This window comes from Azoarcus sp. DN11, from assembly GCF_003628555.1.
Taxonomy (GTDB): Bacteria; Pseudomonadota; Gammaproteobacteria; order Burkholderiales; family Rhodocyclaceae; genus Aromatoleum.
In genome coordinates this window covers 1,571,898-1,596,353 of sequence record NZ_CP021731.1, presented here as the reverse complement: position 1 = coordinate 1,596,353, position 24,456 = coordinate 1,571,898, and the positions used below count along the sequence as shown (strand labels likewise).

17 protein-coding genes are annotated in these 24,456 nt (G+C 66.0%); 13 read left to right on the top strand and 4 right to left on the bottom strand.

From position 1 onward, the window contains the following. Positions 1–21: 21 nt before the first annotated feature. Positions 22–1,833, top strand: a complete 1,812-nt coding sequence (pabB, locus tag CDA09_RS07335; RefSeq protein ID WP_121428022.1) for an aminodeoxychorismate synthase component I — start codon at positions 22–24, stop codon at positions 1,831–1,833. A gap of 74 nt (positions 1,834–1,907) precedes the next feature. Here the strand turns inward: pabB and CDA09_RS07330 are convergent, their stop codons facing one another. Beyond that, positions 1,908–2,273, bottom strand: a complete 366-nt coding sequence (locus CDA09_RS07330; protein WP_121428021.1) for a hypothetical protein — start codon at positions 2,271–2,273, stop codon at positions 1,908–1,910. 245 nt (positions 2,274–2,518) lie between these two features. Between CDA09_RS07330 and CDA09_RS07325 the strand changes: the two genes are divergently transcribed. After that, the gene (locus CDA09_RS07325; RefSeq protein ID WP_121428020.1) at positions 2,519–3,790 is read left to right on the top strand and encodes an O-acetylhomoserine aminocarboxypropyltransferase/cysteine synthase family protein; all 1,272 of its coding nucleotides are present in this window, start codon (positions 2,519–2,521) and stop codon (positions 3,788–3,790) included. A gap of 80 nt (positions 3,791–3,870) precedes the next feature. Here the strand turns inward: CDA09_RS07325 and CDA09_RS07320 are convergent, their stop codons facing one another. Further along, on the bottom strand, positions 3,871–4,167 hold the full coding sequence (locus CDA09_RS07320; RefSeq protein ID WP_121428019.1) for a 4a-hydroxytetrahydrobiopterin dehydratase: 297 nt from the start codon (positions 4,165–4,167) through the stop codon (positions 3,871–3,873). 27 nt (positions 4,168–4,194) lie between these two features. Then, positions 4,195–7,947, bottom strand: coding sequence for a DUF748 domain-containing protein (locus CDA09_RS07315; RefSeq protein ID WP_121428018.1), 3,753 nt, complete (start codon positions 7,945–7,947; stop codon positions 4,195–4,197). A 305-nt stretch (positions 7,948–8,252) separates the two neighbouring features. Between CDA09_RS07315 and CDA09_RS07310 the strand changes: the two genes are divergently transcribed. From CDA09_RS07310 to CDA09_RS07300, 3 genes are read left to right on the top strand one after another with little or no spacing between them, the layout of a single operon-like run. Then, a complete protein-coding gene (locus CDA09_RS07310) occupies positions 8,253–8,696 on the top strand; it encodes a hemerythrin domain-containing protein (RefSeq protein ID WP_121428017.1) in 444 nt (147 codons plus the stop codon). After that, a complete protein-coding gene (locus CDA09_RS07305) occupies positions 8,696–8,911 on the top strand; it encodes a DUF2249 domain-containing protein (RefSeq protein WP_174718420.1) in 216 nt (71 codons plus the stop codon). The genes CDA09_RS07310 and CDA09_RS07305 overlap by 1 nt, the downstream gene beginning before the upstream one ends. Next, complete coding sequence (locus tag CDA09_RS07300) at positions 8,908–10,170, top strand: hypothetical protein (protein ID WP_121428016.1); 1,263 nt, start codon at positions 8,908–8,910, stop codon at positions 10,168–10,170. Before CDA09_RS07305 ends, CDA09_RS07300 begins: the two co-directional genes overlap by 4 nt. A 36-nt stretch (positions 10,171–10,206) precedes the next feature. On the opposite strand, the gene CDA09_RS07295 is transcribed toward CDA09_RS07300, so the two are convergent. After that, positions 10,207–11,538: a ferritin-like domain-containing protein gene (locus CDA09_RS07295; RefSeq protein WP_164844378.1), complete on the bottom strand. Its 1,332-nt coding sequence runs from the start codon at positions 11,536–11,538 to the stop codon at positions 10,207–10,209. A gap of 386 nt (positions 11,539–11,924) precedes the next feature. Between CDA09_RS07295 and CDA09_RS07290 the strand changes: the two genes are divergently transcribed. From CDA09_RS07290 to CDA09_RS07255, 8 genes are all read left to right on the top strand, one after another. Then, positions 11,925–13,178, top strand: a complete 1,254-nt coding sequence (locus CDA09_RS07290; RefSeq protein WP_121428014.1) for an MFS transporter — start codon at positions 11,925–11,927, stop codon at positions 13,176–13,178. A gap of 39 nt (positions 13,179–13,217) precedes the next feature. Continuing rightward, the gene (locus tag CDA09_RS07285; RefSeq protein ID WP_217351287.1) at positions 13,218–14,906 is read left to right on the top strand and encodes an MFS transporter; all 1,689 of its coding nucleotides are present in this window, start codon (positions 13,218–13,220) and stop codon (positions 14,904–14,906) included. A 57-nt stretch (positions 14,907–14,963) separates the two neighbouring features. Further along, positions 14,964–18,719 (top strand): nitrate reductase subunit alpha, encoded by a 3,756-nt coding sequence (locus CDA09_RS07280; protein WP_121428013.1) that lies wholly within the window; start codon positions 14,964–14,966, stop codon positions 18,717–18,719. A 166-nt stretch (positions 18,720–18,885) separates the two neighbouring features. Next, the gene (gene narH, locus CDA09_RS07275) at positions 18,886–20,436 is read left to right on the top strand and encodes a nitrate reductase subunit beta (RefSeq protein ID WP_121428012.1); all 1,551 of its coding nucleotides are present in this window, start codon (positions 18,886–18,888) and stop codon (positions 20,434–20,436) included. A gap of 11 nt (positions 20,437–20,447) precedes the next feature. Further along, positions 20,448–20,990, top strand: a complete 543-nt coding sequence (narJ, locus tag CDA09_RS07270; protein WP_121428011.1) for a nitrate reductase molybdenum cofactor assembly chaperone — start codon at positions 20,448–20,450, stop codon at positions 20,988–20,990. 9 nt (positions 20,991–20,999) lie between these two features. After that, positions 21,000–21,707, top strand: coding sequence for a respiratory nitrate reductase subunit gamma (gene narI / locus CDA09_RS07265; RefSeq protein WP_121428010.1), 708 nt, complete (start codon positions 21,000–21,002; stop codon positions 21,705–21,707). A gap of 93 nt (positions 21,708–21,800) precedes the next feature. Further along, positions 21,801–23,747 carry a type IV pili methyl-accepting chemotaxis transducer N-terminal domain-containing protein gene (locus CDA09_RS07260; protein WP_121428009.1) on the top strand — a complete coding sequence of 649 codons (1,947 nt, stop codon included), beginning with the start codon at positions 21,801–21,803 and terminating at the stop codon, positions 23,745–23,747. Continuing rightward, entirely contained in the window at positions 23,747–24,436 is a 690-nt protein-coding gene (locus CDA09_RS07255) for a response regulator (RefSeq protein WP_121428008.1), read from the top strand. The genes CDA09_RS07260 and CDA09_RS07255 overlap by 1 nt, the downstream gene beginning before the upstream one ends. The last annotated feature ends 20 nt before the right edge of the window (positions 24,437–24,456 follow it).

Genomic DNA, 24,456 nt, shown 5'->3' with positions numbered 1-24,456 from the left:
GACACCCGGCACACCCCACCGATGATCGATTGCACGCACGAGTTCGCACTGTTCGACGACAACCTGGATGGCAGCGGCGACCTTCTCCTGCTCGAGTTGGAGGAGCGCATCCTCTGCAGGCACGCCACGGAAATCGATGCGGCTTTCGCGGCCATTGAACGGGCGCAGGCGCGCGGGCAATGGGTCGCCATCGCGGCGAGCTACGAACTGGGCCAACTGCTCGAGCCGCACCTGCGCGGTACGGCACGCGACACCGGCACCGATGTCGATTCGCCGCTCCTCACGGCGTGGGTTTACGGTCGTGCCGAACACCTGTCTTCAACCCGGACCGACGAATGCATCGCAGGCGCCCTGACGCGACTCGACGAGCACGAACGGCTCGCCGGCGTGATGGATCTTCGCTGCGAGATCGCGGAACAGGACTATTGCCGCGCGATCGCGCACATCCGCGCCTACATCGCGAGCGGGGACTGCTACCAGGTCAATTTCACCTTTGCCCTGCACGGCCGCCTCTACGGCGCCCCGCTGGCGCTTTACCAGGCACTGCGCGCGGCTCAGCCGGTGCGGCACGGTGCGCTGATCAGCCACGCGGCGGGCGCCATCCTGTCACGTTCGCCCGAGTTGTTCGTGGAGCGCCGGGGTAGCCGCCTGACCTGCCGCCCGATGAAGGGGACTGCCGCGCGCGACAGCGACCCGCAAGCGCTCGCGTCGTCGGAAAAGAACCGGGCCGAGAACATCATGATCGTCGACCTGATCCGCAACGACCTGGGCCGCCTCGCGCCGAGCGGCGGCGTGCGGGTCGAGCGGCTGTGCGAGATCGAACCCTATCCGAGCGTCTGGCAGATGACCTCGACGGTGGTCGCCGAACCGGTGACGGCAAGCCTCGCGGAGATCTTCCGGGCGCTTTTTCCCTGCGGTTCGATCACCGGCGCGCCCAAGATCCGCGCGATGGAGATCATCCGCGAACTGGAACAGGCACCGCGCGGCATCTACTGCGGCGCCCTGGGCTGGATCGCACCTGACGGCGATTTCCGCTTCAGCGTACCGATCCGCACGCTCGAAATCGACCGTGACCGGCACGTGCGCGTCGGCCTCGGAAGCGGCGTCGTCGCCGATTCGGAGCCGCACGGCGAATGGGCCGAGTCGCTGCTCAAGGGGCGCTTCCTCACCGACCTGAAACCGCAGTTCGGCCTGATCGAGACGCTGCGCTGCGAGCCCGGCACGGCAGCCCCCTACCCGCTGCTCGCCCGCCACTTCGAGCGCCTCGCCCGATCGGCCGGGACGTTCGGATTTGCGCTCGACACCGATGCACTCCGCGCCGCGCTGAGCGAGCGGGCGAGCGGCCTCAACGGCCCACACCGCGTGCGCGTGGAGCTCGCGGCGGATGGCAGTTTTGCGATATCGGCACATGTCCTCGACGACACAGCTCCGACCACGCCGACCGTTGTCCTGTCGCAGCGAACCCTGGCGAGCAACGATCCGCTGCTGCAGCACAAGACCACCGCGCGGGCGCTTTACGACTCAGAACTTCACGACGCGATGGCGAACGGCCATTTCGACGCCCTGTTCTTCAACGAACGCGGCGAACTCGCCGAAGGGGCACGCAGCAACGTCTATCTGGATCTCGGCGACGACTGCCTGCTGACCCCGCCGCTGGACAGCGGGGTGCTCGACGGTGTCTATCGACGCAAGCTGCTGGATGAGGGAAAGGCGCGCGAACAGCGCCTGACCCGCGCCGATCTGACGCGCGCGCGGGCGATCCTGTTGTCGAATGCGGCCCGCGGACTCTTTCGCGTCGAACTGACCGACGCGCCTTCGGGGATTTCCGGCTAGGAATCGCGGTGCGGCATGGCTGCTGCATGGCTCCATTGGGCCATGCCATCCAGCCGCTCGCTGTCGGGGCGTGCTCAGTGGGTGGTGGCGCAGCGCCGGCTGTTGCAGTCGCAGGGGAGCAGCCCCTTTTTCTTGTCGGCACACATGCAGTAATGGCGCCCCGTGCCGACCGCGGGCATGCCAGCCGGCTCACCCGGCTCGAAATCCTCGATGCGCAGCAGCTTGAGGAAGTGCAGCGCGGCGCTCAGGCCACGGAAGACCGTCAATTCCCCCGACCCGGCGCACAACCAGCGCCCGTCCATCGAAATCGCATAACACGCGCCCTCGCGCGGCCCCACCATGTGCACCCGGATCCTGCATTGCTGCCGGCGCCAGTCGGGCGCCACGGCAAGTTCGAGCCACGTGGCCACCTTGCCCGGAATTGCGGTCGCTGCGTCCATCTCATCTCCCTCCTCTTGTATTTATACGTCCGGATCGTTGCAGTCCGGTTAAGTTGCGTTGTGCGCGAAAGTTGATGTTAGCAGCATTCAAAAACGATTCAACAGAAGGATTGCAACATATCCATTCAGACACGTCGTTCGCGCGAGCGTCATAAGCATTCCTGAAAACCTTCTTTTTCATCCTGCCCGTGCTGGCTATACTTTTTGTTCGCAACTGAACCTCGCCAACAATCCGGGATGAACGCATGAAAATCGAAACGCTCGCGGTACACGGCGGTTACTCGCCCGATCCGACCACCAAGGCGGTGGCGGTGCCCATCTACCAGACGACTTCCTACGCTTTCGACGATACCCAGCACGGCGCCGACCTGTTCGACCTGAAGGTGCAGGGCAACATCTATACGCGCATCATGAATCCGACCCAGGACGTGCTGGAAAAGCGCGTCGCGGCGATGGAAGGGGGCATTGCGGCGCTGGCGGTGGCGTCCGGGATGGCGGCGATCACCGCTTCGATCCAGACGATCGCCGAAGCAGGCGACAACATCGTCACCTCGAGCACGCTCTACGGCGGCACCTACAACCTGTTCGCCCACACGCTGCCGCAATACGGCATCGAGGTGCGCTTCGCGGACTACCGCGACCCGGGCGCCTTCGAGCGCCTGATCGACGGCCGCACCAAGGCGGTGTTCTGCGAATCCGTCGGCAATCCGCTCGGCAACATCACCGACTTCGAGAAGATCGCCGAAGTCGCCCATCGCCAGGGCGTCCCGGTGATCGTCGACAACACCGTGCCTTCGCCCTACCTGTGCCGTCCGTTCGAGCACGGAGCGGACATCGTCGTGCATGCGCTGACGAAGTACCTGGGCGGCCACGGCAACTCGATCGGCGGCATCATCGTCGATTCGGGCAAGTTCCCGTGGGCCGAGCACAAGGAGCGCTTCAAGCGCCTGAACGAGCCGGACGTGTCGTATCACGGCGTCGTCTACACCGAAGCGCTGGGGCCGGCCGCCTACATCGCGCGGGCGCGCGTGGTGCCGCTGCGCAACATGGGCGCGGCGATCTCGCCGTTCAACGCCTTCCTGATCCTGCAGGGCATCGAGACGCTGGCGCTGCGCATGGACCGCATCTGCGAGAACTCGGTGAAGATCGCCCGCTTCCTGACCGGCCATTCCAAGGTCAGCTGGGTGAATTACGCAGGCCTGGAGGAGCACAAGGACTACCCGCTGGTGCAGCGCTACATGGGCGGGCGCGCCTCGGGCATCCTGACTTTCGGCGTCAAGGGCGGCCGCGAGGCCGGCGGCCGCTTCCAGGACGCGCTGAAGCTGGTGACGCGCCTCGTGAACATCGGCGACTGCAAGTCGCTCGCCTGCCATCCGGCATCGACGACGCACCGCCAGCTTTCGCCCGAGGAACTCGTGCGCGCCGGCGTCACCGAAGACATGATCCGCCTGTCGGTCGGCATCGAGCATGTCGACGACCTGATCGCCGATCTGGACCAGGCGCTCGCCGCGGCCTGATCCCACCCCGACCCGCCTTCGGGCGGGTCCCGCGATGCGCCGCCGCGCCGGGATCACCCGGCTCCGCGGCGCATCGTATTTCAGGCGCCCGCGGCCACCTGGTCGATGAAGCGCGCGAGCGCCACGTCCCGCTCGGTGAGTCCGCCGGCATCGTGCGTCGACAGCGTGATGTCGATGCGGTTGTAGACGTTGAACCACTCCGGATGGTGATCCATCTTTTCCGCCTTCAGCGCCACGCGCGTCATGAAGGCAAAAGCGGCGTTGAAGTCCTTGAAGCGGATGCTGCGCGTGATCGCGTCGCGCCCGACCACCAGCGCCCATTCGGGTAGCGTCGCGAGCGCCGCGGCGCGTTCGTCGTCATCGAGTTTCCGGGCCATGATCTCCTCCGGTTCGCATGCCTGCGCTCACTTCAGCGAGAACAGCGTGCGCCGCGCGGCGCCCTGCTCGCCCGCCTTGTCGCCGCTCGCCGCCTCGACCTTGGGGCCGAGCAGGAAGACCCGCTCCGCAGGCACCTTGCCATCCGCGAGCAGCTTGTCCTTGATCGCCTGCCCACGCTGTTGCGCAAGCTGGCGCAGCGCCTCGTCGTCGACCTTGGTGTTGGCGAGGATGAGCGCCTCCATCTCCTCCACCGGCAAGTCCTTGAGCAGGCCGATCGCGTTGCGCGGACGCTTGAAGTCTGCATCACGATAGACCTTTTTGAGCCATGTCGCGTACTCCTCGGGGGTGAGCGTCAGCTCGTCGAGCGACGGGGCCTCCTCGCCCTTGCGCACCATTTCCTTGAGCCTGGCCGCCTTGACGCTGCGTTCCAGCAGCACGCGGCGGATGCCGTCGGGATCGGTCGCCGGATCCGCACGGGCGGTGATCTCGAGCTTCAGCGCGGGACGGTCGGCGAGCGCGCGCGCGAGCGTCGCGATCTTCTCGGTGGTTGCCGCGTCGAGCGTGGCCCGCCCCGGCGCGAATTCGACGTACGACAGCTCCTCGCCGCCGCCGAACATCGAGCCGAGCAGCGAGAACGGCGCCGTGAGCGCCTTGCCGATCAGGTTGATGATCGCCTTGACGACGATTCCGGCGACGCTGAATTCGGGGTCGTCCAGCGAACCGCCGATGGGGACGTTGAGGTCGATCTCGCCGCGGCTGTTCTTCAGCAGCGAAACCGCGAGCTGCACCGGCAGGTTCAGCGCCGTGGGGCTATCGACCTTGTCGCCGAAGGTGAGCTGGTCGAGGAACACCCGGTTCGTTGCGCTGAGCTTGCGGTCTTCGATCTTGTAGTTGAGGTCCGCGGACAGCTTGCCCTTCTGGATGCCGTAGCCGACGTACTTGCCGGAGTAGGCGGACACGGCGGTGAGTTCGAAGTCCTTCACCGACGCGGCGATGTCGAGGTAACGGTCCTGCCGGAAGGGGTTGAGCTGACCGGCGACCGTGACCGGCGCAGCGTTGTCCACCTTGCCGCGCAGATCGAGCTTGGCGATCGTCGACGGATCCGACGACAGGCCGACGAGCTCGCCCTCCATGCCGGTGAGGTTGGCGTCGTAGTTCGGCCGAATGAAGCGGTCGCTGAACTGGATGTTGCCCTGCTTGATCGTGACCTTGCCGATCGAGATCGGCGGGGGCGACTCGCTCGGCGGCGGAATGGTCGCTTCCGCCTTGGCGGGTGCCGCCGGTGCCGGTGCGGGCGGCGCTTCGCCCGCTGCAGGCGCTGCGGGCTGTGCGGCAGCGGCGGTCTCGTGCTGGCGTATCTCGCGCAGGTTGAGCCGGCCCTGATCGTCGAGGATCAGGCGGGTGTAGAAGTCGTTCAGCGAGACATCCTTGATCGCGACGGCGAGTGGCGCGAGGCGGAAGTCGATGCCGGTGACGGCGAATTTCTTCCAGCGCAGGAAATCCGCGGCCTGGGCCTTGTCGATGGATGCGAAGTTGTCGACGCCGGCATCGCCGCGGAAGCTCGCCTTGAGGTTGCCGTCGCGCGCCGACTCGAAGGCCAGCTTGCCCCGCGTGCTGAAGGTGCCGCGCGAGATGGCGATGTTGAGCTGTTCGACGACATAGGGTTGCAGCGGGAGGAGGTCGACGGATTTCAGGTCGAGGTTCAGGTCGCCCTTGAGCGGATCGAGGCCGACGGCGCCCTTCACATCGACGCTGCCGCGCTTGTTCACGCGCGCGGTGAGGTCGAGCTTCGCCGTCGCCCCCTTCGCGGTGCAGAGGCCTTCGGCGCCGAGCTTGATGGCGTCGGCCAGCAGCACGATCGGAGTGCCCTGGGTGCGGTCCTCGAAGCGCGCCGACCAGCCGTCGAAGGCGAGCTTGTTCACCGTTACCGCCCAGGGCTTGTCCGTGCCGTCGTCACCGGACCGCGGCTTGGCGCCCTTCGCTGCGCCCTTCGCCAGCTTGGCGTTCCCGGCCGGCTTCGCGGCGGGTTCGGCTTTTGCCGCTTTCGGCTCGCCGACGAGGGCGAGGACGTCGAGCTTGCCCTGCTTGTCCTTGAGGGCCGCGAACGCGGCGCCGTTCGACTCGATGCTGCCGACAGTTACCGCGCGGTCGGCCGGCACGACCTTGACGTCATTGACGGCAAAGCGCGCGAGCTTCGCGACGGGCTGCTTCTGCCCCTTGAGCGCAAGTTCGAAGTCGCGCAGCACGAGCGCTTCGGCGAGAAGGTCGATCTGCGGCGCGTCGCCGGACATCTTCACCTTGTACTGCACGGTGGCATCGACACGGCCGCCGCGGACGTCGCCGCCCGGCAGCTGCGCGGCGTAGTACGGCAGGTAGCGCGAAACGAGGACGTTCTCGGCGGCGATGCGCCCTTCGACTTCCAGCGGATTCAGGCGCAGGCGGTCACGATGGCTGCTCTTCTCGCCGGCGTCCGTGCCGAAGTCGAGGGCGAGTTCGGCGACCGCGTCCGGCGCGGTGCTGACGTTGCGGGCCTCGAACTGCAGGTCCTTGATCTCGGTGCGGAAAGGCTCGCCGCCGCTGTTCGGCCCGCCCGCGGCGCGGTCGTCGACGCGGATCGTCGCTCCGCTGATCTTTGCGTTATCGAGCGTGAACAGCAGCGGTTCGGCGGCCGGGGTAGCCGCTGCGGCCTGCCCCGTCGCCTCGGGCGTCTCCGCGGCGGGTTTGTCCGCGGCGGGAGGGGGAAGGATCTCCTGGAAGTTGAGGCGTCCGCTGGCCAGGCGGACGATGTCGACCGTCGGCTGGCTGATCTCGAGGCGGTCGAAATGGAGCTTGCGTGCAAGGGGCTGCACGTCGGCAAGGCCGAGCGAGAGCCTGGGAAGGTCGAGCAGCGGATTGCCGGCGGCGTCCTGCAGCTTGATCGAATCGAGCGCAACCGAACCTTTCAGCGCAACCTTCGGCATTTCGTCGGCGGCCTGCGAGAAGGCGAGTTCGATGTCCGTCGACACACGGCCTTCGGGCAGCCGGAACGCCGGCTTGAACGGCAGGTAGGCCACATAAGGCGTGAAGTCGAAGCCGTCGAGCTTGAGGTCGAGGACGGTGTCACGGTCGTTGGCGAAGGGACGGGTACGCCCGACCAGTTGCAGCGGATGGCCGTTGATCAGCGCGGAGACGACCGGCTCGGTGAAGAGTTCGACCTTGACCGGAAGGTTGGAGACGAAGGGCACGCCGATGGTGAGGTTGGTGATCTCGTTCCTGACGCCCACCGTACGGTCCTCGACGGTGACCGTGCCGTCGACCAGCTGGATGTTGTTGAGCGAGAACAGCGCCGGCTTGTCGTCCGGCGATTTCGGACGCGCTGCAAGCCGCTCCTGCACGTCGGTCCAGTTGTGGCGGGACTCGTCGAGCCGGACGAAATTGATGCGTGGCGCCTCGAGGCGGAGTTCGCGCAAGACCAGGGCGCCGCGGAAAATCGACTCGCTTTCGAGGTTGGCGTAAAGCGATGCAAACGAGAAGGCACCGGGTTGGCCATCGGCTTCGGCGATGCTGAATCCCTTTGCGGTCACGGACAGCGCGAAGGGGTTGATGTCGATGTCCTCGATGGTCACCTGGCGGCCGAGGATGTCGGACGCGATCTTCTGCCCGAAGTGGCGCACCAGCGGCGGCGCGACCAGGAATCCGAGCACGGCGATGACAAGGACGGTGCCGGCCAGCCACTTTGCCGGGCGCTTCAGCCGCGCAGGATCGAAACGGAACTTGCGAGCCAGCCCTTCAACGGACATGCAGTGCCTCCACGAGAATACCGGACGGGTGGGCGGACGTTTCACGCGCCCAATGACATCAATCTAGCAGGCCCGCGCGCGGGTGTGAATCTTGCGCGCGCGATCCTTGCCCGGTGCGCATTCTGGCCATGACATGCCTGTGTGGATGTTTCCGGCTGTAAATGCGTTTGCCATTGCACCGCGCGTGGATTCCCGATTCGGCCCCGCTCCTGAATTGATTGGATACACGAACGGTTTGATAAGCATCAAGGATCCCCCTTCGCGGATTGGGAGAATTGCAATCACCTAACCGGAGACCCGCGACCATGAGCCAGATCACTTCCCTGATGACCGACGACCACCGCAGCTGCGACCAGACCTTCGCCCGTGCCGAGACGGCTGCAGCCAAGGGCAAGTGGGACGAGGCAAGCGCAGCGTTCGAGCAGTTCGCGGCAGAAATGGAAAACCATTTCGATGCCGAGGAATCCCTGCTCTTCCCGAAGTTCGAAGCCGCCACCGGGATGACCGAAGGGCCGACAAAGGTGATGCGCGGCGAACATGCCGAGATGCGCAGCGCGCTCGCCCGCATGCGCGACGCACTCGCGAACAAGGACGGCGACGACTATGCCGGCGAATCGGAAACCTTGCTGATCCTGATGCAGCAGCACAACATGAAGGAGGAGAATATCCTTTATCCCATGTGCGACTCGCACCTTGGCGGCTCCGATGTCGCCGCCGGGCTGAGCGAGCGCCTTCACGCGAGGGCCTGATGAAAAAAGTCGTAGACGCGCGCGGTCTGGAACCACCGCAACCCTTCGAACTGGCGATGGATACGCTGGCGGACCTGCCCAAGGGCGAGAGCATGACCTTGTTGCTGGACCGCATGCCTTACCCGCTGTTCCGGATCCTGGACCGCGACGGCTACAAGTACGAGAACCGCATCCGTGACGACGGCGTCGTCGAAATCGACATCCTGAACCCATGATTCCCGACGGGCAGACCCTCAGCTACGACGCGGCGCCGGCTTTCTCGACGCCGCTGCGTTTCTTCCTGACCGCACCGATCTTCGGCGTGGCTGCCGGCGCAACGCTGCTCGCCGCACCGGAACTGCTCGATTCGCGCTGGACGCCGGGGGCGCTGGCGGTCACGCATCTGGTGACCGTGGGCTTCATGCTGACGGTGATGCTGGGGGCGATGTTCCAGGTGCTGCCGGTGGTGGCGGGCGCGGTGATTCCGCGCTCGGGCCCGATCGCGACCATCGTGCATCTGGCGATGACGATCGGGGCGCTGTGCCTCGCGTGGGGGCTCGGCAGCGGTTCCCACGGCTTTCTCATGCCGGCGACGGTGCTGCTGGGGGGCGGACTGGCCATCTTCGTCGCAGCGGCCTTCCTCGGGTTGCGGCGAATACCCGTCGCGCAGGCGACACCACGCGACATGCGCATCGCACTGCTCGGGTTCACGGTCGCGATCGCGCTGGGCATGGCGCTGGGGCTGACCCTGTCGCGCGGCCTCGCCCTGCCGCTGCTGGTGGTGCTGAAGCTGCATATCGGCTGGGCGCTGTTGGGCGGAGCCGGGGTGTTGCTCGCGGCGGCGAGCTGGGTGGTAGTGCCGATGTTCCAGATCACGCCGAACTACCCGGCGCCCCTGACGCGCTTCTGGGCGCTGGGCACAGGCGCCGTGCTGGTGCTGTGGAGCGCAACGGTGTACGGCGAACTGGGCGTCGCGGAGTTCGCGCTGTCGACCGCGCTCGCAGTGCTCTGCGTGGCGTTCGCGGTGAGCACCCTGAAGCTGCAGCGCCAGTCGCGCCGGTCGGTGCCGGACATGACGACACGGGCGTTCCAGCTGGGCATGGGCAGCTTCATCGCGGGACTCGCGTGTGTGCTGGTCGCACATCATTCGGACCACCAGGCCTGGCCCATCCTCGCGGGCATCCTGGTACTGCATGGCGGCTTCGTCAGCGTGATTGTCGGCATGCTCTACAAGATCGTGCCCTTCCTCGCGTGGCTGCACCTGACCCAGGACGTCGGCAAGGCGCCGAACATGAAGAAGCTGCAGCCCGACAAGCCGATCCGGCGTCACCTGGGCGTGCACGCGGCGGCGCTCGCGGCGCTGCTGCTCGCCGCGCTCGCCGGCAATCCCTGGCTGATCCGGCTTGCCGGCGCCCTCGTCACCGCCGAGTTCATCTTCCTCTTCGCGAATATCGTCAAGGTGCTCGGAAACTATCGCCGGGCGCACGCGGCCTGAGCGCCACCTCATTCGGTGGCGCGGGTGAATTGAAACTCAGGGCGCGCGTGCCGCGATCTGCCTGTTGTCGCTCAAGGCGACGAGAGTGGTTTCGGCCACGCCCGCGGGGTAATCGGCCGGCAGGGCCGGAGCCATCGCCTTGGCGAGCTCCATGCTCTCCCGCACGAGGCTCGCGATGAGCCGCCGGCTACCCACCATGTCGAGCGCCGGCGCACTGCCGAAGTTCAGCGGGTCGAAAGGCAGCCCGCCGCCGAGGATGGGCAGGTGCCGCCCGAGGCTCAACAGCGGCCCGGACATGTGCGCCAGAGCGAGGCTCCGTGGCATGTCGTCGCCGCTGCGGAAGTGCAGGTCGAGCAGCAGCAGTGCCGTCCAGTAGTGCAGGTCGGCGAGCCAAGCCAGGGCGCGCAGGTCCGGGTTCAGGATCTCGTTCTCATGCCCCACATAGGCCGTGGGGTTCACCGGCACCGCGTAGGCAGGATACGCGGGATCGGTCGGCGCCAGTTGCCAGGCGTCGCGATGGCCGTCGAAGGCCGGGTGGTGCGCCAGGAACACGTTCTTGAAGAAGATGAAATGCTCCTTCTCCCCCTCCGCCTTGATCGCTTCCAATTTGGCCAGCCAGGCGTCGAGTTTGGGCATGCCCGGACGGCGACTCACCTCCCCGACGAGGGCGATGAGCGCGTTGTAGAGGCTGCCCACGTGGTTGGGACGGCGCTTGGGGCCGATCATCGCCAGGACGCTGTCGGCGAATTGTGCGTCGGCAGGACTTCGGGGGCCATCGAAGAAGCCGATCGGGGCCTCGGCGTAGATGTACTTGGAAAGGCTCCGCGGGCTCAGCGGCTCGAGGTTGAACTCGAAGGGATAGATCTGGGGCTCGTACGGAAACTCTGCCGAAAGCAGGTTGGGGGCCGCCCCGAGGAGCACCAGCAGGTGGTTGACGCTCGCCAGGTGCTGCATCTCCTGCACGGCAACCCCCAGCAGCGTATCGGCTCCCGGAGTGCCGCTGCCCGCTAGGGTCCGGTAGGCAGGGGTAAGGGAGAAGCCAGCGTAGAGGTACTGGAGCATCAGTACGTGCTCCACCTCGCAGGCTTCGCGCAGGAGCCGAACGAGTTCCAGATAGGCATCGTTGAAGCTGCGCACCACCCGGGGACCGGTGGTCGCCGGGGGATTCGCGTTGGCGCCCCAGGCGGGGCCCGTGAGTCCGACCAGTACGGGGAGGACGGTGCTGCAGGTCACCGCCTGCTGCAGGAACAGGCGTCGCGATTCGTGCGATTCATGCAATTCCGGCACTGCCACGCCAGCCAGCCCGGCGGCGCTCGAAGGGGTCGGGGCGCGCGCACCGGCACGCCCCGCTTTAACGTCTGTGATCATGGCCGCTCCTCCCTCAGTGGCGCACCCGCGGGTCAGAGGGGAAAAGCCGGACCACACGGCCGCGCGCATTTTTTTCGCTGCGTTCGCCGATGGATGCCGCTCCAGCCGGCATTGGGGGATTTTCCCCGCATCGCACGCCAGAGGGGCAGGAACTAGGTCACATCGCCCGAAAAATGGGAGTCGCCCCGGTTCACGTTGAGCCAGACAGGCCAGGCCGCCCTGGCAACGACAAGCCTCTCAGGCCCGGACTAGTACCGAAGAACTAGTCCCCCTGCCACGAACTAGTCCCTCACCCCTGCTTTCGGCGAATGTTCGCGGCGACTCGCGAGGCATAACCTTGCTGCCAGCATGGAGCGCAACGCGCTCTGCCTTGGGGGAAGGGGAAGATGGCCTCGCAACGTCGCAAGCAGTTTTCCGTTCTGGTGATGAGCACGACGGCATTCACGATGTGTTTTGCCGCGTGGATGCTGTTCGCGGTGATCGGCATTCCGATCAAGGCGCAGCTGGGCCTCAATGAAACGCAGTTCGGGCTGCTCGCCGCGACGCCGGTGCTGACCGGCGCGCTGGTGCGCCTGCCCCTCGGGATGCTGACCGACAAACTGGGCGGCCGGCTGGTGTTCTTCGCGCTGATGCTCGCCACGATCGCACCGATCTGGCTGATCAGCCAGGCAACCGAATACTGGCAGTTCCTGCTCGCGGGCCTCTTCGTCGGCCTCGCCGGCGGCTCGTTCTCGGTCGGCATCGCCTACTGTGCGCGCTGGTTCGAACGCAAGAACCAGGGCTTCGCAATGGGGGTGTTCGGTGCCGGCAACTCCGGCGCGGCGGTCACCAAGCTCGTCGCCCCGGTGCTGGTCGTCGCGTTCGGCTGGGAATTCGTGCCGAAGGCGTTCGCCGCGGCGATGCTGGCGATCGCGATCGCCTTCTGGCTCTTCACCTACGAAGACCCCGAGCACCGCGTGTCGTCGAGCGTGAAGTTCGCCGATCAGCTGCGCGTGCTGAAGAACCCGCGCGTGTGGAAGTACTGCCAGTACTACTCGATCGTGTTCGGCGGCTACGTCGCGCTCGCGCTGTGGATGACCAAGTACTACGTGACCGAATTCGGCCTGGGACTGGAAACCGCTGCCCTGCTGGCGGCCTGTTTCTCGCTGCCGGGCGGCGTGCTGCGCGCGGTCGGCGGCTGGTTCTCGGACCGCTTCGGCGCGCACAAGGTGACTTGGTGGGTGATGTGGGTGTCGTGGGTGTGCCTGTTCCTGCTGTCCTACCCGCACACCGAGTTCACCGTGATGACCGTGTCCGGCCCGAAGACCTTCGCGATCCACCACAACGTCTGGTTCTTCACGGTGCTGATGTTCACCGTCGGCGTGGCCTGGGCCTTCGGCAAGGCTTCGGTGTTCAAGTACATCTCGGATGAATTCCCGCACGAGATCGGCGCGGTCTCCGGGATCGTGGGCCTGGTCGGCGGCCTCGGCGGCTTCCTGCTGCCGATCATGTTCGGGGCGCTGCTCGACCTGACCGGCGTGCGTTCCAGCGCCTTCATGCTGCTTTACGGCGTGACCTGGGTGTCGCTGATCTGGATGTACTGGACCGAGGTGCGCCGCACCGATGTGTTGCACGGCGGCCCCGCGGCCGCGACCGAGTGATTCCCGAAAACAACATCAAATCCTGAGCAAGGAGGAAGCATGGCCCCCGCAAAACTCCGCCCGGTCCCGGGTTCCGTTCCCGCCGGCGTACTCCCCGGCGAGCGCGCGCGCGGCGCGGACATCGCGGACTGGCGCCCCGAGGACGAGACCTTCTGGGCACGCGAAGGCAAGCGCGTCGCCAACCGCAACCTGTGGATCTCCATTCCCAGCCTGCTGTGCGGCTTCGCCGTGTGGCTGATGTGGGGGATCCTCACGGTGCAGATGGCCAACGCGGGCTTCCCCTTCACGCCCGACCAGCTGTTCTCGATCGCGGCGATCTCCGGCCTCTCGGGCGCGACGCTGCGCATCCCGGCGTCCTTCTTCATCCGCATCTGCGGCGGGCGCAACACCGTGTGGCTGACCACCGCACTGCTGATGATCCCGGCGCTCGGCACCGGCATCGCGCTACAGGACAAGAACACGCCGCTGTGGGTGTTCCAGCTGATGGCGCTGCTCTCGGGCATCGGCGGCGGCAACTTCGCCTGTTCGATGGCCAACATCAGCACCTTCTTCCCCAAGCGCCTGCAGGGCACGGCGCTGGGACTCAATGCGGGCCTCGGCAACTTCGGCGTGACGACCTCGCAGATCCTGATCCCCGCGGTCATGACCATCGGCCTCTTCGGCGCGCTGGGCGGTGACGCGCTGCCGCTGACGAAGGATTCCGCCACGCTGATCGGCAAGATCGCCGCCGGCACGCCGACCTACGTGCAGAACGCAGGTTTCCTGTGGCTGCTGCTGCTCGTGCCGCTCGCGGTGGTGGGCTGGTTCGGCCTGAACAACCTGCGCACGGTCTCGCCCGCGATCGGCTCGACCGGCGCGGCGATGGGCAAGATCCTGGCGCTCTATGCCGTGGCGCTCGTCGTGTCCGGCATCGGCCTGTACCTCTACCTGCCGGCGCCGAGCGGCCTCGGGTTGCTTTCGGGCAACGGCATGTGGGCCGTGCCGCCGCTGGTGACGATCGGCACGCTGTTCGGCATGAAGGCGGTGGCGACGAGCGACGTCAGGGCCAACCTCGACAAGCAGTTCGCGATCTTCCGCAACAAGCACACGTGGTCGATGACGGCGCTGTACCTCGTCACCTTCGGCTCCTTCATCGGCTTCTCGATGGCGGTGCCGCTGTCGATCACGGTGATCTTCGGCAACACCCACACCTTCGACGCCGCCACCAACGCCTGGATCCACGCGAAGAACCCGAACGCGCCTTCCGCGCTGATGTACGCGTGGATCGGCCCCTTCGTCGGCGCGCTGATCCGTCCGCTGGGCGGCTGGATCTCGGACAAGCTCGGTGGCTCGATCGTCACCCAGTGGATCTCCTACGTGCTCGTCGTGGCCTCCGCGGTGACCGGCTACGTGATGCATCTGGCCTACCAGTCGGCCGCACCCGAGCAGTATTTCCTGGTGTTCATGCTGCTCTTCATCCTGCTGTTCGCCGCCTCCGGCATCGGCAACGGCTCGACCTTCCGCACCGTGGGCTTCGTCTTCGACCAGGACCAGCGCGGCCCGGTGCTGGGCTGGACCTCGGCGGTCGGCGCCTACGGCTCCTTCATCGCGCCGGTCGTGATCGGCCAGCAGATCAAGGCCGGCACGCCGGAGAACGCGATGTACGGTTTCGCCGCGTTCTACGCGCTGTGCCTGCTCATCAACTGGTGGTTCTACCTGCGCAGGAACGCCTACATCCGCAACCCCTGACCCCACTTCGAACATAACAACGACCGAAACGCACAGCCGGATTCACAGGAGCAAGCAATGAGTCATTTTCTCGACCGCCTGAAATTCTTCGACAAGGTGAAGGACACCTTCGCCGGCGGCCACGGCATCGTCACCAACGAGGACCGCAGCTGGGAAGACGCCTACCGCAACCGTTGGCGCCACGACAAGGTCGTGCGGTCGACGCACGGCGTGAACTGCACGGGCGGCTGTTCGTGGAAGATCTTCGTGAAGAACGGCCTGGTGTCGTTCGAGATGCAGCAGACCGACTACCCGCGCACCCGCGAGGACCTGCCGAACCACGAACCGCGCGGCTGCCAGCGCGGCGCCTCGTTCTCGTGGTACCTGTATTCGCCGCACCGCATCAAGCATCCGATGATCCGCGGGCGCCTGCTCGAGGTGTATCGCGCCGAGCGCAAGAGCGGCAAGGACCCGGTCGAAGCCTGGGCGGCGATCCAGGCCGACAGCAAGAAGCGCGACAAGTACGTGAAGGTGCGCGGCCTGGGCGGCTTCGTGCGCACGGACTGGCAGGAAGTGAACGAGATCATCGCCGCGGCGAACATCTACACGATCAAGAAGTGGGGCCCGGACCGCATCTACGGCTTCTCGCCGATCCCGGCGATGTCGATGATCTCCTACGCGGCCGGCGCGCGTTACCTGTCGCTGATCGGCGCGGCCTGCGGCTCGTTCTACGACTGGTACTGCGACCTGCCCGCGGCCAGCCCGCAGACCTGGGGCGAGCAGACTGACGTGCCGGAAGCGGCCGACTGGTACAACTCGACCTACCTCATCATCACCGGCGCGAACCTGCCAATGACCCGCACGCCGGATGCGCACTTCGCGACCGAAGTCCGCTACAAGGGCGCGAAGGTCGTGTCGATGGCGCCGGACTACGCCGAATACGTGAAGTTCGCCGACCTGTGGATGCCGGTCAAGCAAGGCACCGACGCGGCCGCCTTCCTCGCGATGGGCCACGTCGCGCTGAAGGAATATTTCCTCGAGCGCCAGGAGCCCTACTTCATCGAGTACGCGCAGAAATACACCGACCTGCCGATGCAGGTGATCCTGCGCAAGCACGGCGAAGGCTACGTCTCCGACCGCAACCTGCGCGCATCGGACTTCGACGACCTGCTGGGCGAGATGAACAATCCCGACTGGAAAACGATCGTCTTCGATTCGCTGACCAATGCCTACGTCGCGCCGAACGGCTCGGTGGGCTTCCGCTGGGGCGAGGAAGGCAAGTGGAACCTGCTGCCGAAGAACGCCGCAACGCAAGCCGAGATCGACGCCGAACTGTCGTGCATCGACAAGCACCACGACGTCGTGTCGGTCGGCTTCCCGCACTTCCAGCCGGGCGAAGCGGGCCTGCTGTACCGCAACGTGCCGGTCCGCACGCTCAAGCTCGCCTCCGGCGAAACCGTGTACGTGACCTCCGTGTTCGACCTGCAGGTCGCGCAGTACGGCATCGACCGCGGCCTCGGCGGCGGCAACGTCGCGAGCTCCTACGACGACGCGAAGGTCGCCTACACGCCGGCCTGGGCGTCGAAGGTCACCGGCGTGAAGGCCGCCGACATCGAGCGCACCGGCCGCGAGTTCGCGCAGAACGCCGCCAAGACGCGCGGCAAGTCGATGGTCATCATGGGTGCGGCGATCAACCACTGGTACCACAACGACATGCAGTACCGGTCGATCATGAACCTGCTGCACATGTGCGGCTGCGTCGGCCAGTCGGGCGGCGGCTGGGCACACTACGTCGGCCAGGAGAAGCTGCGTCCACAGGCGGGCTGGGCGCCGATCGCGTTCGCGCTCGACTGGCAGCGCCCGCCGCGCCACCAGAACTCGACCTCCTACTGGTACTTCCACACCGACCAGTGGCGCTACGAGACCATCGACGCCGACGAGCTGCTGCAGCCGGCCGCGAAAGGCAAGTACAAGGGCTACAAGCTCGCCGACTACAACGTCGCCGCGACCCGCATGGGCTGGCTGCCGTCCATGCCGCACTTCAACCGCAACCCGCTGGAACTCGTCGCTGCCGCCGAAAAGGCCGGTGCAACGGATGAGGCCGGCATCGCCAAGTACATCGTCGACGAACTCAAGTCGGGCAAGCTCGACGTCGCCTTCGCCGACCCGGACGCCGAGGAGAACTGGCCGCGCAACCTCTTCGTGTGGCGCGCCAACCTCATCGGTTCGTCCGCGAAGGGCCACGAGTACTTCCTCAAGCACCTGCTGGGCGCGCAGAACGGCGTGCTACAGGAAGGCGGCGACGGCAAGGGCACGAAGGAAGTGAAGTGGCGCGAGGAAGCGCCCGTCGGCAAGCTCGACCTGATGGTGGACATCAACTTCCGCCTGAACTCGACCGGCGCCTACTCCGACATCATCCTGCCGACGGCCACGTGGTACGAGAAGAACGACCTCAACACCACCGACATGCACCCCTTCATCCACCCGCTGTCGGAAGCCGTGACGCCGGGCTGGGAGTCGAAGTCGGACTGGCAGATCTTCCGTACCATCGCGAAGACCTTTTCCGATCTCGCCGAGAAGCATCTGGGCGTCGCCAAGGACATCGTCGCGCTGCCGATGCAGCACGACTCGCCGTTCGAGCTCGCGCAACCGCTCGGCCAGGTGCGCGACTGGAAGAAGGGCGAATGCGAGCCGGTGCCGGGCAAGACCATGCCGCTGCTGAAAGTGGTCGAGCGCAACTTCGCCGACACGTACAAGAAGTACATCGCGCTTGGCCCCCTGATGACCAAGCTCGGCAACAACGTGAAGGGTCTCGACTGGAACACGGACGCCGAGTACGAAGAGCTCAAGAAGTGCAACTACACGGTAAAGATCCCGGGGGTTTCCTTCGGCATGCCTTCGCTCGAAGAGGACATCTCGGTGTGCGACGCGGTGATGCGCATGGCGCCCGAGACCAACGGCGAGGTCGCGCACAAGTCGTGGTCGGCGCTCTCCAAGAAGACCGGCATCGACCACCACCACCTGTACGCCGGCCGTCACGAGGACAAGATCACCTTCCGCGACATCCAGGCCCAGCCGAGGAAGATCATCACCGCACCGACCTGGTCCGGGATCGAGTCGGAGACCGTCAGCTACACCGCGGGCTACACCAACATCCACGAGCACATCCCGTTCCGCACCCTCACCGGCCGCGCGCACTTCTACCAGGATCACGAATGGTTCCTCGACTTCGGCGAAGGCTTCTGCGCCTACCGTCCGCCGGTCGACATGAAGGCCCAGAACGTGATCCCGGATTCGGTGCGCAAGAAGCCGCACCTGACGCTGTCGTGGATCACGCCGCACTCCAAGTGGGGCATCCACTCGTCCTACCAGGACAACCTGCGCATGCTGTCGCTGTTCCGCGGCGGCCCCTACGTGTGGGTGTCCGAGGACGACGCGAAGGAAATCGGCCTCAAGGACAACGACTGGGTCGAGGCGATCAACGCCAACGGCGCGACGATGGCCCGCGCGGTGGTCTCCCAACGCGTGCCGCGCGGCATGGCGCTGATGTACCACGCCCAGGAGAAGACGGTGAACGTGCCGGGCTCGCCCTCCACCGGCAAGCGCGGCGGCATCCTGAACTCGGTGACGCGCGTGATCGTCAAGCCCACCAACATGGTCGGCGGCTACGCCCAGCTCGCGTACAGCTTCAACTACTACGGTACGGTGGGCTGCCAGCGTGACGAAGTGGTCGTGCTGCACAAGGTCGCGGATCAGGACATCGACTGGCTGGAGCGCCCGCTGACACCGGAACGCGAGCAGCAGCGCAACCCGGTCGGGGTGGGTCCGCGGTAAGACCACGAGTACGAACAAACGCAGGATGGGGTGTCTGCGGAGCCGGGCGAGGACTGTCTGAGCGAGCGCAGCGAGCGAGTTCCGCAGCCCGGCGGAGCAGATACCCCAGCCGGCGGGGAGCGGCACAACGCCCCCGCCCCAAAGGATCAAGCATCAGGAGAAACGCATGAAAATCCGCGCGCAATTCGCGATGGTGTTCAACCTCGACAAATGCATCGGTTGCCACACCTGCTCGGTGACCTGCAAGAACGTGTGGTCGAACCGCAAGGGCATCGAGTACGCCTGGTTCAACAACGTCGAGTCGAAGCCCGGCATCGGCTATCCGAAGAACTGGGAAAACCAGGAAAAGTGGAAAGGCGGCTGGGAAAAGGTCAACGGCAAGCTCGAGCTCAAGGCCGGCGGCAAGCTGAAGAAGATCGTGCAGATCTTCGCCAACCCCAACATGCCCGAGATCGACGACTACTACGAGCCCTTCACCTACGACTACGCGCGCCTGCACAACGCACCGCTGTCCGAAGCCGCGCCGACCGCGCGCCCGGTGTCGCAGATCACCGGCGAGAAGATGGACAAGATCACCTGGGGCCCGAACTGGGAAGACGACCTCGCCGGTGAATTCGCCGCGCGCTCGCAGGACGCCAACTTCGCGAACATGCAGAAGGAGATGTACAAGCAGTTCGAGAACACCTTCCACATGTACCTGCCGCGCATCTGCAACCACTGCATCAACCCCGCCTGCGTCGCCTCCTGCCCCTCGGGCGCGATGTACAAGCGCGAGGAAGACGGCATCGTGCTCGCCGACCAGGACCGCTGCCGCGGCTGGCGCATGTGCATCTCCGGCTGCCCGTACAAGAAGGTGTTCTTCAACTGGGAATCGTCCAAGGCCGAGAAGTGCATCGGCTGCTACCCGCGCGTCGAATCCGGCCTGCCGACCGTCTGTTCCGAGTCCTGCGTCGGCCGCATCCGCTACAACGGCATCATCCTCTACGACGCCGACAAGCTGCTCGACGCCGCCTCCACCGACAACGAGCAGGACCTCTACAAGGCCCACCTGGATCTCTTCGTCGACCCCTACGACCCCGCGATCATCGCCCAGGCGCTCAAGGACGGCGTGCCGCAGAGCTGGATCGACGCCGCGCAGAAGTCGCCGATCTACAAGATGGCCGTCGAGTGGAAGATCGCCTTCCCGCTGCACCCCGAGTTCCGCACGCTGCCGATGATCTGGTACGTGCCGCCGCTCTCGCCCGTGCAGTCGCAGATCGACCAGAAGAACCTGCCGACCGAATCGGACGGCGTGATCCCGAAGGCCGAGGCGATGCGCCTGCCGGTGCAATACCTCGCGAACCTGCTCACCGCCGGCAAGACGGAGTACATCACCAGCGCGCTCAACCGCCTGCTCGCGATGCGCTCCTACATGCGCTCGATCAACGTGGACGGCCAGCCGGACCTCGCCCCGCTCAACCGCGCCGGCATCACCGAGCAGAACGCGAAGGACATGTACCGCTACCTCGCGATCGCCAACTACGAGGACCGCTTCGTCGTGCCGACTGCGCACGAGGAAATCCGGCTGGACGACTACCACGGCTTCCAGGGCCAGAACGGCTTCACCTTCGGCGCCGACAACTCCAAGGGTTACGGCACTTTCGCCCTCTTCCCCGAACGCCGTACCGAGTCCGCCGAACCGCGCGAACCGGCGCCTCTTGCCGGCCCCCGCGACTAAAGGAGACAACGATGAAAATCTTCCGCCTGCTGGCCGCCCTGCTCGACTACCCGACCGACAGCCTCCTCGCCGACCTGCGCGAGCTCGCCGGAAAGGACCCGTACGCCTTCGTCGAGTCGCTCGACGAGGAAACCGCCCTCAGCGTCGAGGAGTACCGCGGCATCGCCGACTTCATCGCGATGCTGCTCGCCTCCGACCCGCTGGAGCTGCAAGGCGCCTACGTGCAGTGCTTCGACCTCACGGCCGAACACAGCCTGCACCTGACGCACCACCTCTTCGGCGAGGAAAAAACGCGCGGACCGGCGCTGATCGACCTCGGCGAGTTCTACCGCAGCTACGGCCTGCAGGCCGACGAGAAGGAACTCCCGGATTACCTGCCGGTGATGCTGGAGTTCTGCTCGACGCTGAGCATCGGCGAAGCCTGGATCTTCCTCGGCGACGTCGCGAAAGTGCTCAAGGTGCTCGCCGACAACCTGGAAAAATCCGCCAGCCCGTACGCGCCGCTGGTCCGGATCGTGGAGAAACAGGGCAGCCTGACCCGCCTGGCTGCCTGAGGAGACGACATGAACGCAATCAACTTCTTCTTCGGGATCTATCCCTACATCGCGCTCTCGGTGTTCGCGATCGGCAGCTGGATCCGCTACGACAACGAGCAGTACACGTGGAAGACTGACTCCTCGCAGCTGCTGTCGAAGAGCAACATGTGGATCGCGAGCAACCTGTTCCACGTCGGCATCCTGTCGATCTTCGCCGGGCACTTCGCCGGCCTCGTGCTGCCGCACGCGCTGTGGGTCGGGCTGGGCGTCACCGACCTGCAGCACCAGTGGATCGCGATCGTCGCCGGCAGCGTGTTCGGCGCGATGTGCCTGATCGGCGGTGCGATCCTGTGGCTGCGCCGCATGTTCAACCCGCGCGTGCGCGCCGCCGGCCGCCGCATGGATGCCTTCATCCTGAGCTGGCTGCTGCTGACGCTGGTAGCCGGCCTGTCGACGCTGCCGGTGTCGATCGGACATGCCAACCACGGCAATCCGGACGTGATGCTGGCGCTGGCGGGCTGGGTGCAGAGCGTGCTCACCCTCCAGCCGAAACCGGAGCTGCTCGCCTCGGTGGAGCCGGTGTTCCGCTTCCACCTGGTGCTGGGGATGACGGTGTTCCTGATGTTTCCCTTCACTCGCCTCGTGCACATTCTCACCGCGCCGCTGAGCTACGTCGGCCGCGCCTACCAGATCGTGCGCTCCAAGCGGCGCATCAAGGCGCCCGCTTCGGCCTGAGGCGGACATCCTCCGGGGGCGGCAGGCGCCCCCGACTTGCGGGGTGGCGGCAGGCGTCGTAGTCTGCACGCCACCCTGTTTCATCGAATGTCCATGCTTCCCCTCGGCAAGAGTCTCAGCACCAAGATCACCGGCATCCTGCTGGTGTTCTTCCTCGTCGCCCTGACGGCGATCGGGGTCACGCTCTTCATGTCCTGGCAACTCGAAGGCGCCGCCGCGGCGATCAACGACGCCGGCAGCCTGCGCATGCGCATGCATCGCATCGGCCACCTTCTCGCGCACGCCCCGCAGGCTTCGCCGGCCGACACGGTGCGCATCCGGGAGACGCTCGGGACGGAAGTCGCCGAATTCGACTTCATCCTCGACGAACTGCGCCACGGCAACCCGCAACGCCCGCTGTTCGTCCCGCGCGACAACGCCATTCCCGCGGACATGCAGCGGATGGTGGAATTCTGGTCCCAACGGGTCCGTCCGCTGCTCGACGGCGTGCTCGATCCATCCAACGCCCTCACCATCCCCGCGGACCCCCCCGCGTTCGACGACACGATCCGCGGCTTCGTGACCGGCATGAACGCCGTCGTGCTGAAGATGGAACAGAGCTACGCGCGCAACACCGACATCCTGCGGGCCTCGCAGGTGTGCCTGATCGCGCTGGCGGTGATCGGAACGCTGTTCCTGATCCGTTTCTTCTTCGTACTCGTGATCCGCCCCGTATCGGAACTGCAGACCGGCATCAAGCGGATGGAGCAGGAAGACTTCAGCGTCCGCGTCCCGGTCCTCGGCAACGACGAATTCGGCGATCTGTCCGACGGCTTCAACCGCATGGCCGTCCACCTGCAGGGGCTGTACGAAACGCTCGAGGAGCGGGTCGACGTCAAGACCCGCAGCCTCGAGGAAAAGAACCGCCAGCTCGAGATCCTTTACGACATGTCAGCCTTCCTGCGCCAACCGCAGGACGTGGATGCCCTGTGCCGCGGCTTCCTGCAGCGCGTGCAGAAGTTGTGCGGCGCAACGGCGAGTTCCGCGCGGCTGCTCGACAAGGATTCGAGCCAGCTTTGCATGACCGTGCATTCCGGGCTGGATGAGCAATTCATCGACTTCGAGGCGACGCTGAGCTGTGGCGAATGCATGTGCGGCCAGGCGGCCCGCGGCGGTACTTCGCTCGTGTGCAAACTCGACGGCCCCGATCCCGGACTCGATCTCGGCGCGTGCCACCGCGCCGGCTTCAAGGCCGTCGCCGCAATCCCGATCGGCGCCAACCAGCAGACCCTGGGCATCTACAACCTGTATTTCCGCGACGCGCAACGCCTCGAGGACTCCGACCGCCAGCTCCTCGAAACGCTGGGCCAGCAGCTCGGCATCGCGGTCGAGAACCAGCGCCTGCACGCGAGCGACCGCGAGCTCGCGGTATCGGAGGAACGCAACCTGCTCGCCCGCGAATTGCACGACTCGATCGCCCAGGGCCTCGCCTTCATGAACCTGCAGGTGCAGATGCTCGACGACGCGCTGCGGCACAACGACGTGCGCCAGGCGCAGGGCACCCTCGCCATGCTTCGCCAGGGCGTCCAGGAGAGCTACGACGACGTGCGCGAGCTGCTGGTGCATTTCCGCACGCGTGTCGCGAAGCAGGACCTCTCCGGCGCGATCGGCGCCACGCTCAGGCGGCTCTCCGACCAGACCGGCATCGCCACGGACCTCGAACTCGAGGGCGGTGGTGCGCCGCTCGACGCCGAGGTCGAGACACAGGCGCTCTATATCGTCCAGGAAACCCTGTCCAACGTGCGCAAGCACGCCCAGGCGAAATCCGTACACGTCGCGCTGCGGCGCGGCGTGCATGGGCTGACGGTGGTCGTGCGCGACGACGGCATCGGCTTTGACGAAGCCGGATGCACCGCACATGACAAGGAAAACCACATCGGCCTGCAGGTCATGCGCGAGCGCGCGCAGCGCATCGGCGGCGACTTCTCCCTGCATTCGGCGCCCGGCCGCGGCACCGAAGTCCGCCTCGACCTTCCCCGAGTCAGCCAGGAACCTCACTGATGCCCGCCCCGATCCGCGTGCTCCTCGTCGATGACCATGCCCTCTTCCGCAGCGGCATCAAATCCCTGCTGCAACTCCATCCGGAGTTCGAGATCGTCGGCGAGGCCGGCGACGGGATGGAAGGGGTCAAGCAGGCGGCGCGGCTGCGCCCCGACGTGGTGCTGCTCGACCTGCACATGCCCGGTCTCTCGGGCCGCGACGCCGCGGCGATGATGACCGAGGAGGCGCCGGAGGCGCACGTCCTGATGCTGACCGTCTCCGAGGACGCCGAGGATCTCATCGAAACCTTGCGCGCGGGAGCCTGCGGCTACCTCCTGAAGAACATCGAGGCCGACACGCTGACCGCTGCGATCACGAAAGCGGCAGCCGGCGAATCGGTGATCTCGCCGCAGATGATGGGCAAGCTCGTGCAGGGCGTTCGCGGCGGATCGCCAAAGGTCGCACACGAAACGGCCGCCCCCGCGGTGGTCGCCTCCGAACTGAACAAGCTGTCGCCGCGCGAGCGTGAAATCCTCGTCCTCGTCGCGCGCGGACACAGCAACAAGGAAATCGCGCGCGCACTCGATCTGGCGGAAAGCACGGTCAAGATCCACGTCCAGAACATCCTGCGCAAACTCGGTCTGTCGAGCCGCGTGCAGGCGGCGGTATTTGCGGTCGAACAGGGAATCGTGCAGGATCCCCAGCTTTGAAAGGTGGCCGACGGAGGCCT

Excerpts from the sequence above, each read along its gene's own strand:
- pabB (WP_121428022.1), top strand. The coding sequence starts at position 22 with ATGATCGATTGCACGCACGAGTTCGCACTGTTCGACGACAACCTGGAT.
- CDA09_RS07330 (WP_121428021.1), bottom strand. The coding sequence starts at position 2,273 with ATGGACGCAGCGACCGCAATTCCGGGCAAGGTGGCCACGTGGCTCGAA.
- CDA09_RS07325 (WP_121428020.1), top strand. The coding sequence starts at position 2,519 with ATGAAAATCGAAACGCTCGCGGTACACGGCGGTTACTCGCCCGATCCG.
- CDA09_RS07320 (WP_121428019.1), bottom strand. The coding sequence starts at position 4,167 with ATGGCCCGGAAACTCGATGACGACGAACGCGCCGCGGCGCTCGCGACG.
- CDA09_RS07315 (WP_121428018.1), bottom strand. The coding sequence starts at position 7,947 with ATGTCCGTTGAAGGGCTGGCTCGCAAGTTCCGTTTCGATCCTGCGCGG.
- CDA09_RS07310 (WP_121428017.1), top strand. The coding sequence starts at position 8,253 with ATGAGCCAGATCACTTCCCTGATGACCGACGACCACCGCAGCTGCGAC.
- CDA09_RS07305 (WP_174718420.1), top strand. The coding sequence starts at position 8,696 with ATGAAAAAAGTCGTAGACGCGCGCGGTCTGGAACCACCGCAACCCTTC.
- CDA09_RS07300 (WP_121428016.1), top strand. The coding sequence starts at position 8,908 with ATGATTCCCGACGGGCAGACCCTCAGCTACGACGCGGCGCCGGCTTTC.
- CDA09_RS07295 (WP_164844378.1), bottom strand. The coding sequence starts at position 11,538 with ATGATCACAGACGTTAAAGCGGGGCGTGCCGGTGCGCGCGCCCCGACC.
- CDA09_RS07290 (WP_121428014.1), top strand. The coding sequence starts at position 11,925 with ATGGCCTCGCAACGTCGCAAGCAGTTTTCCGTTCTGGTGATGAGCACG.
- CDA09_RS07285 (WP_217351287.1), top strand. The coding sequence starts at position 13,218 with ATGGCCCCCGCAAAACTCCGCCCGGTCCCGGGTTCCGTTCCCGCCGGC.
- CDA09_RS07280 (WP_121428013.1), top strand. The coding sequence starts at position 14,964 with ATGAGTCATTTTCTCGACCGCCTGAAATTCTTCGACAAGGTGAAGGAC.
- narH (WP_121428012.1), top strand. The coding sequence starts at position 18,886 with ATGAAAATCCGCGCGCAATTCGCGATGGTGTTCAACCTCGACAAATGC.
- narJ (WP_121428011.1), top strand. The coding sequence starts at position 20,448 with ATGAAAATCTTCCGCCTGCTGGCCGCCCTGCTCGACTACCCGACCGAC.
- narI (WP_121428010.1), top strand. The coding sequence starts at position 21,000 with ATGAACGCAATCAACTTCTTCTTCGGGATCTATCCCTACATCGCGCTC.
- CDA09_RS07260 (WP_121428009.1), top strand. The coding sequence starts at position 21,801 with ATGCTTCCCCTCGGCAAGAGTCTCAGCACCAAGATCACCGGCATCCTG.
- CDA09_RS07255 (WP_121428008.1), top strand. The coding sequence starts at position 23,747 with ATGCCCGCCCCGATCCGCGTGCTCCTCGTCGATGACCATGCCCTCTTC.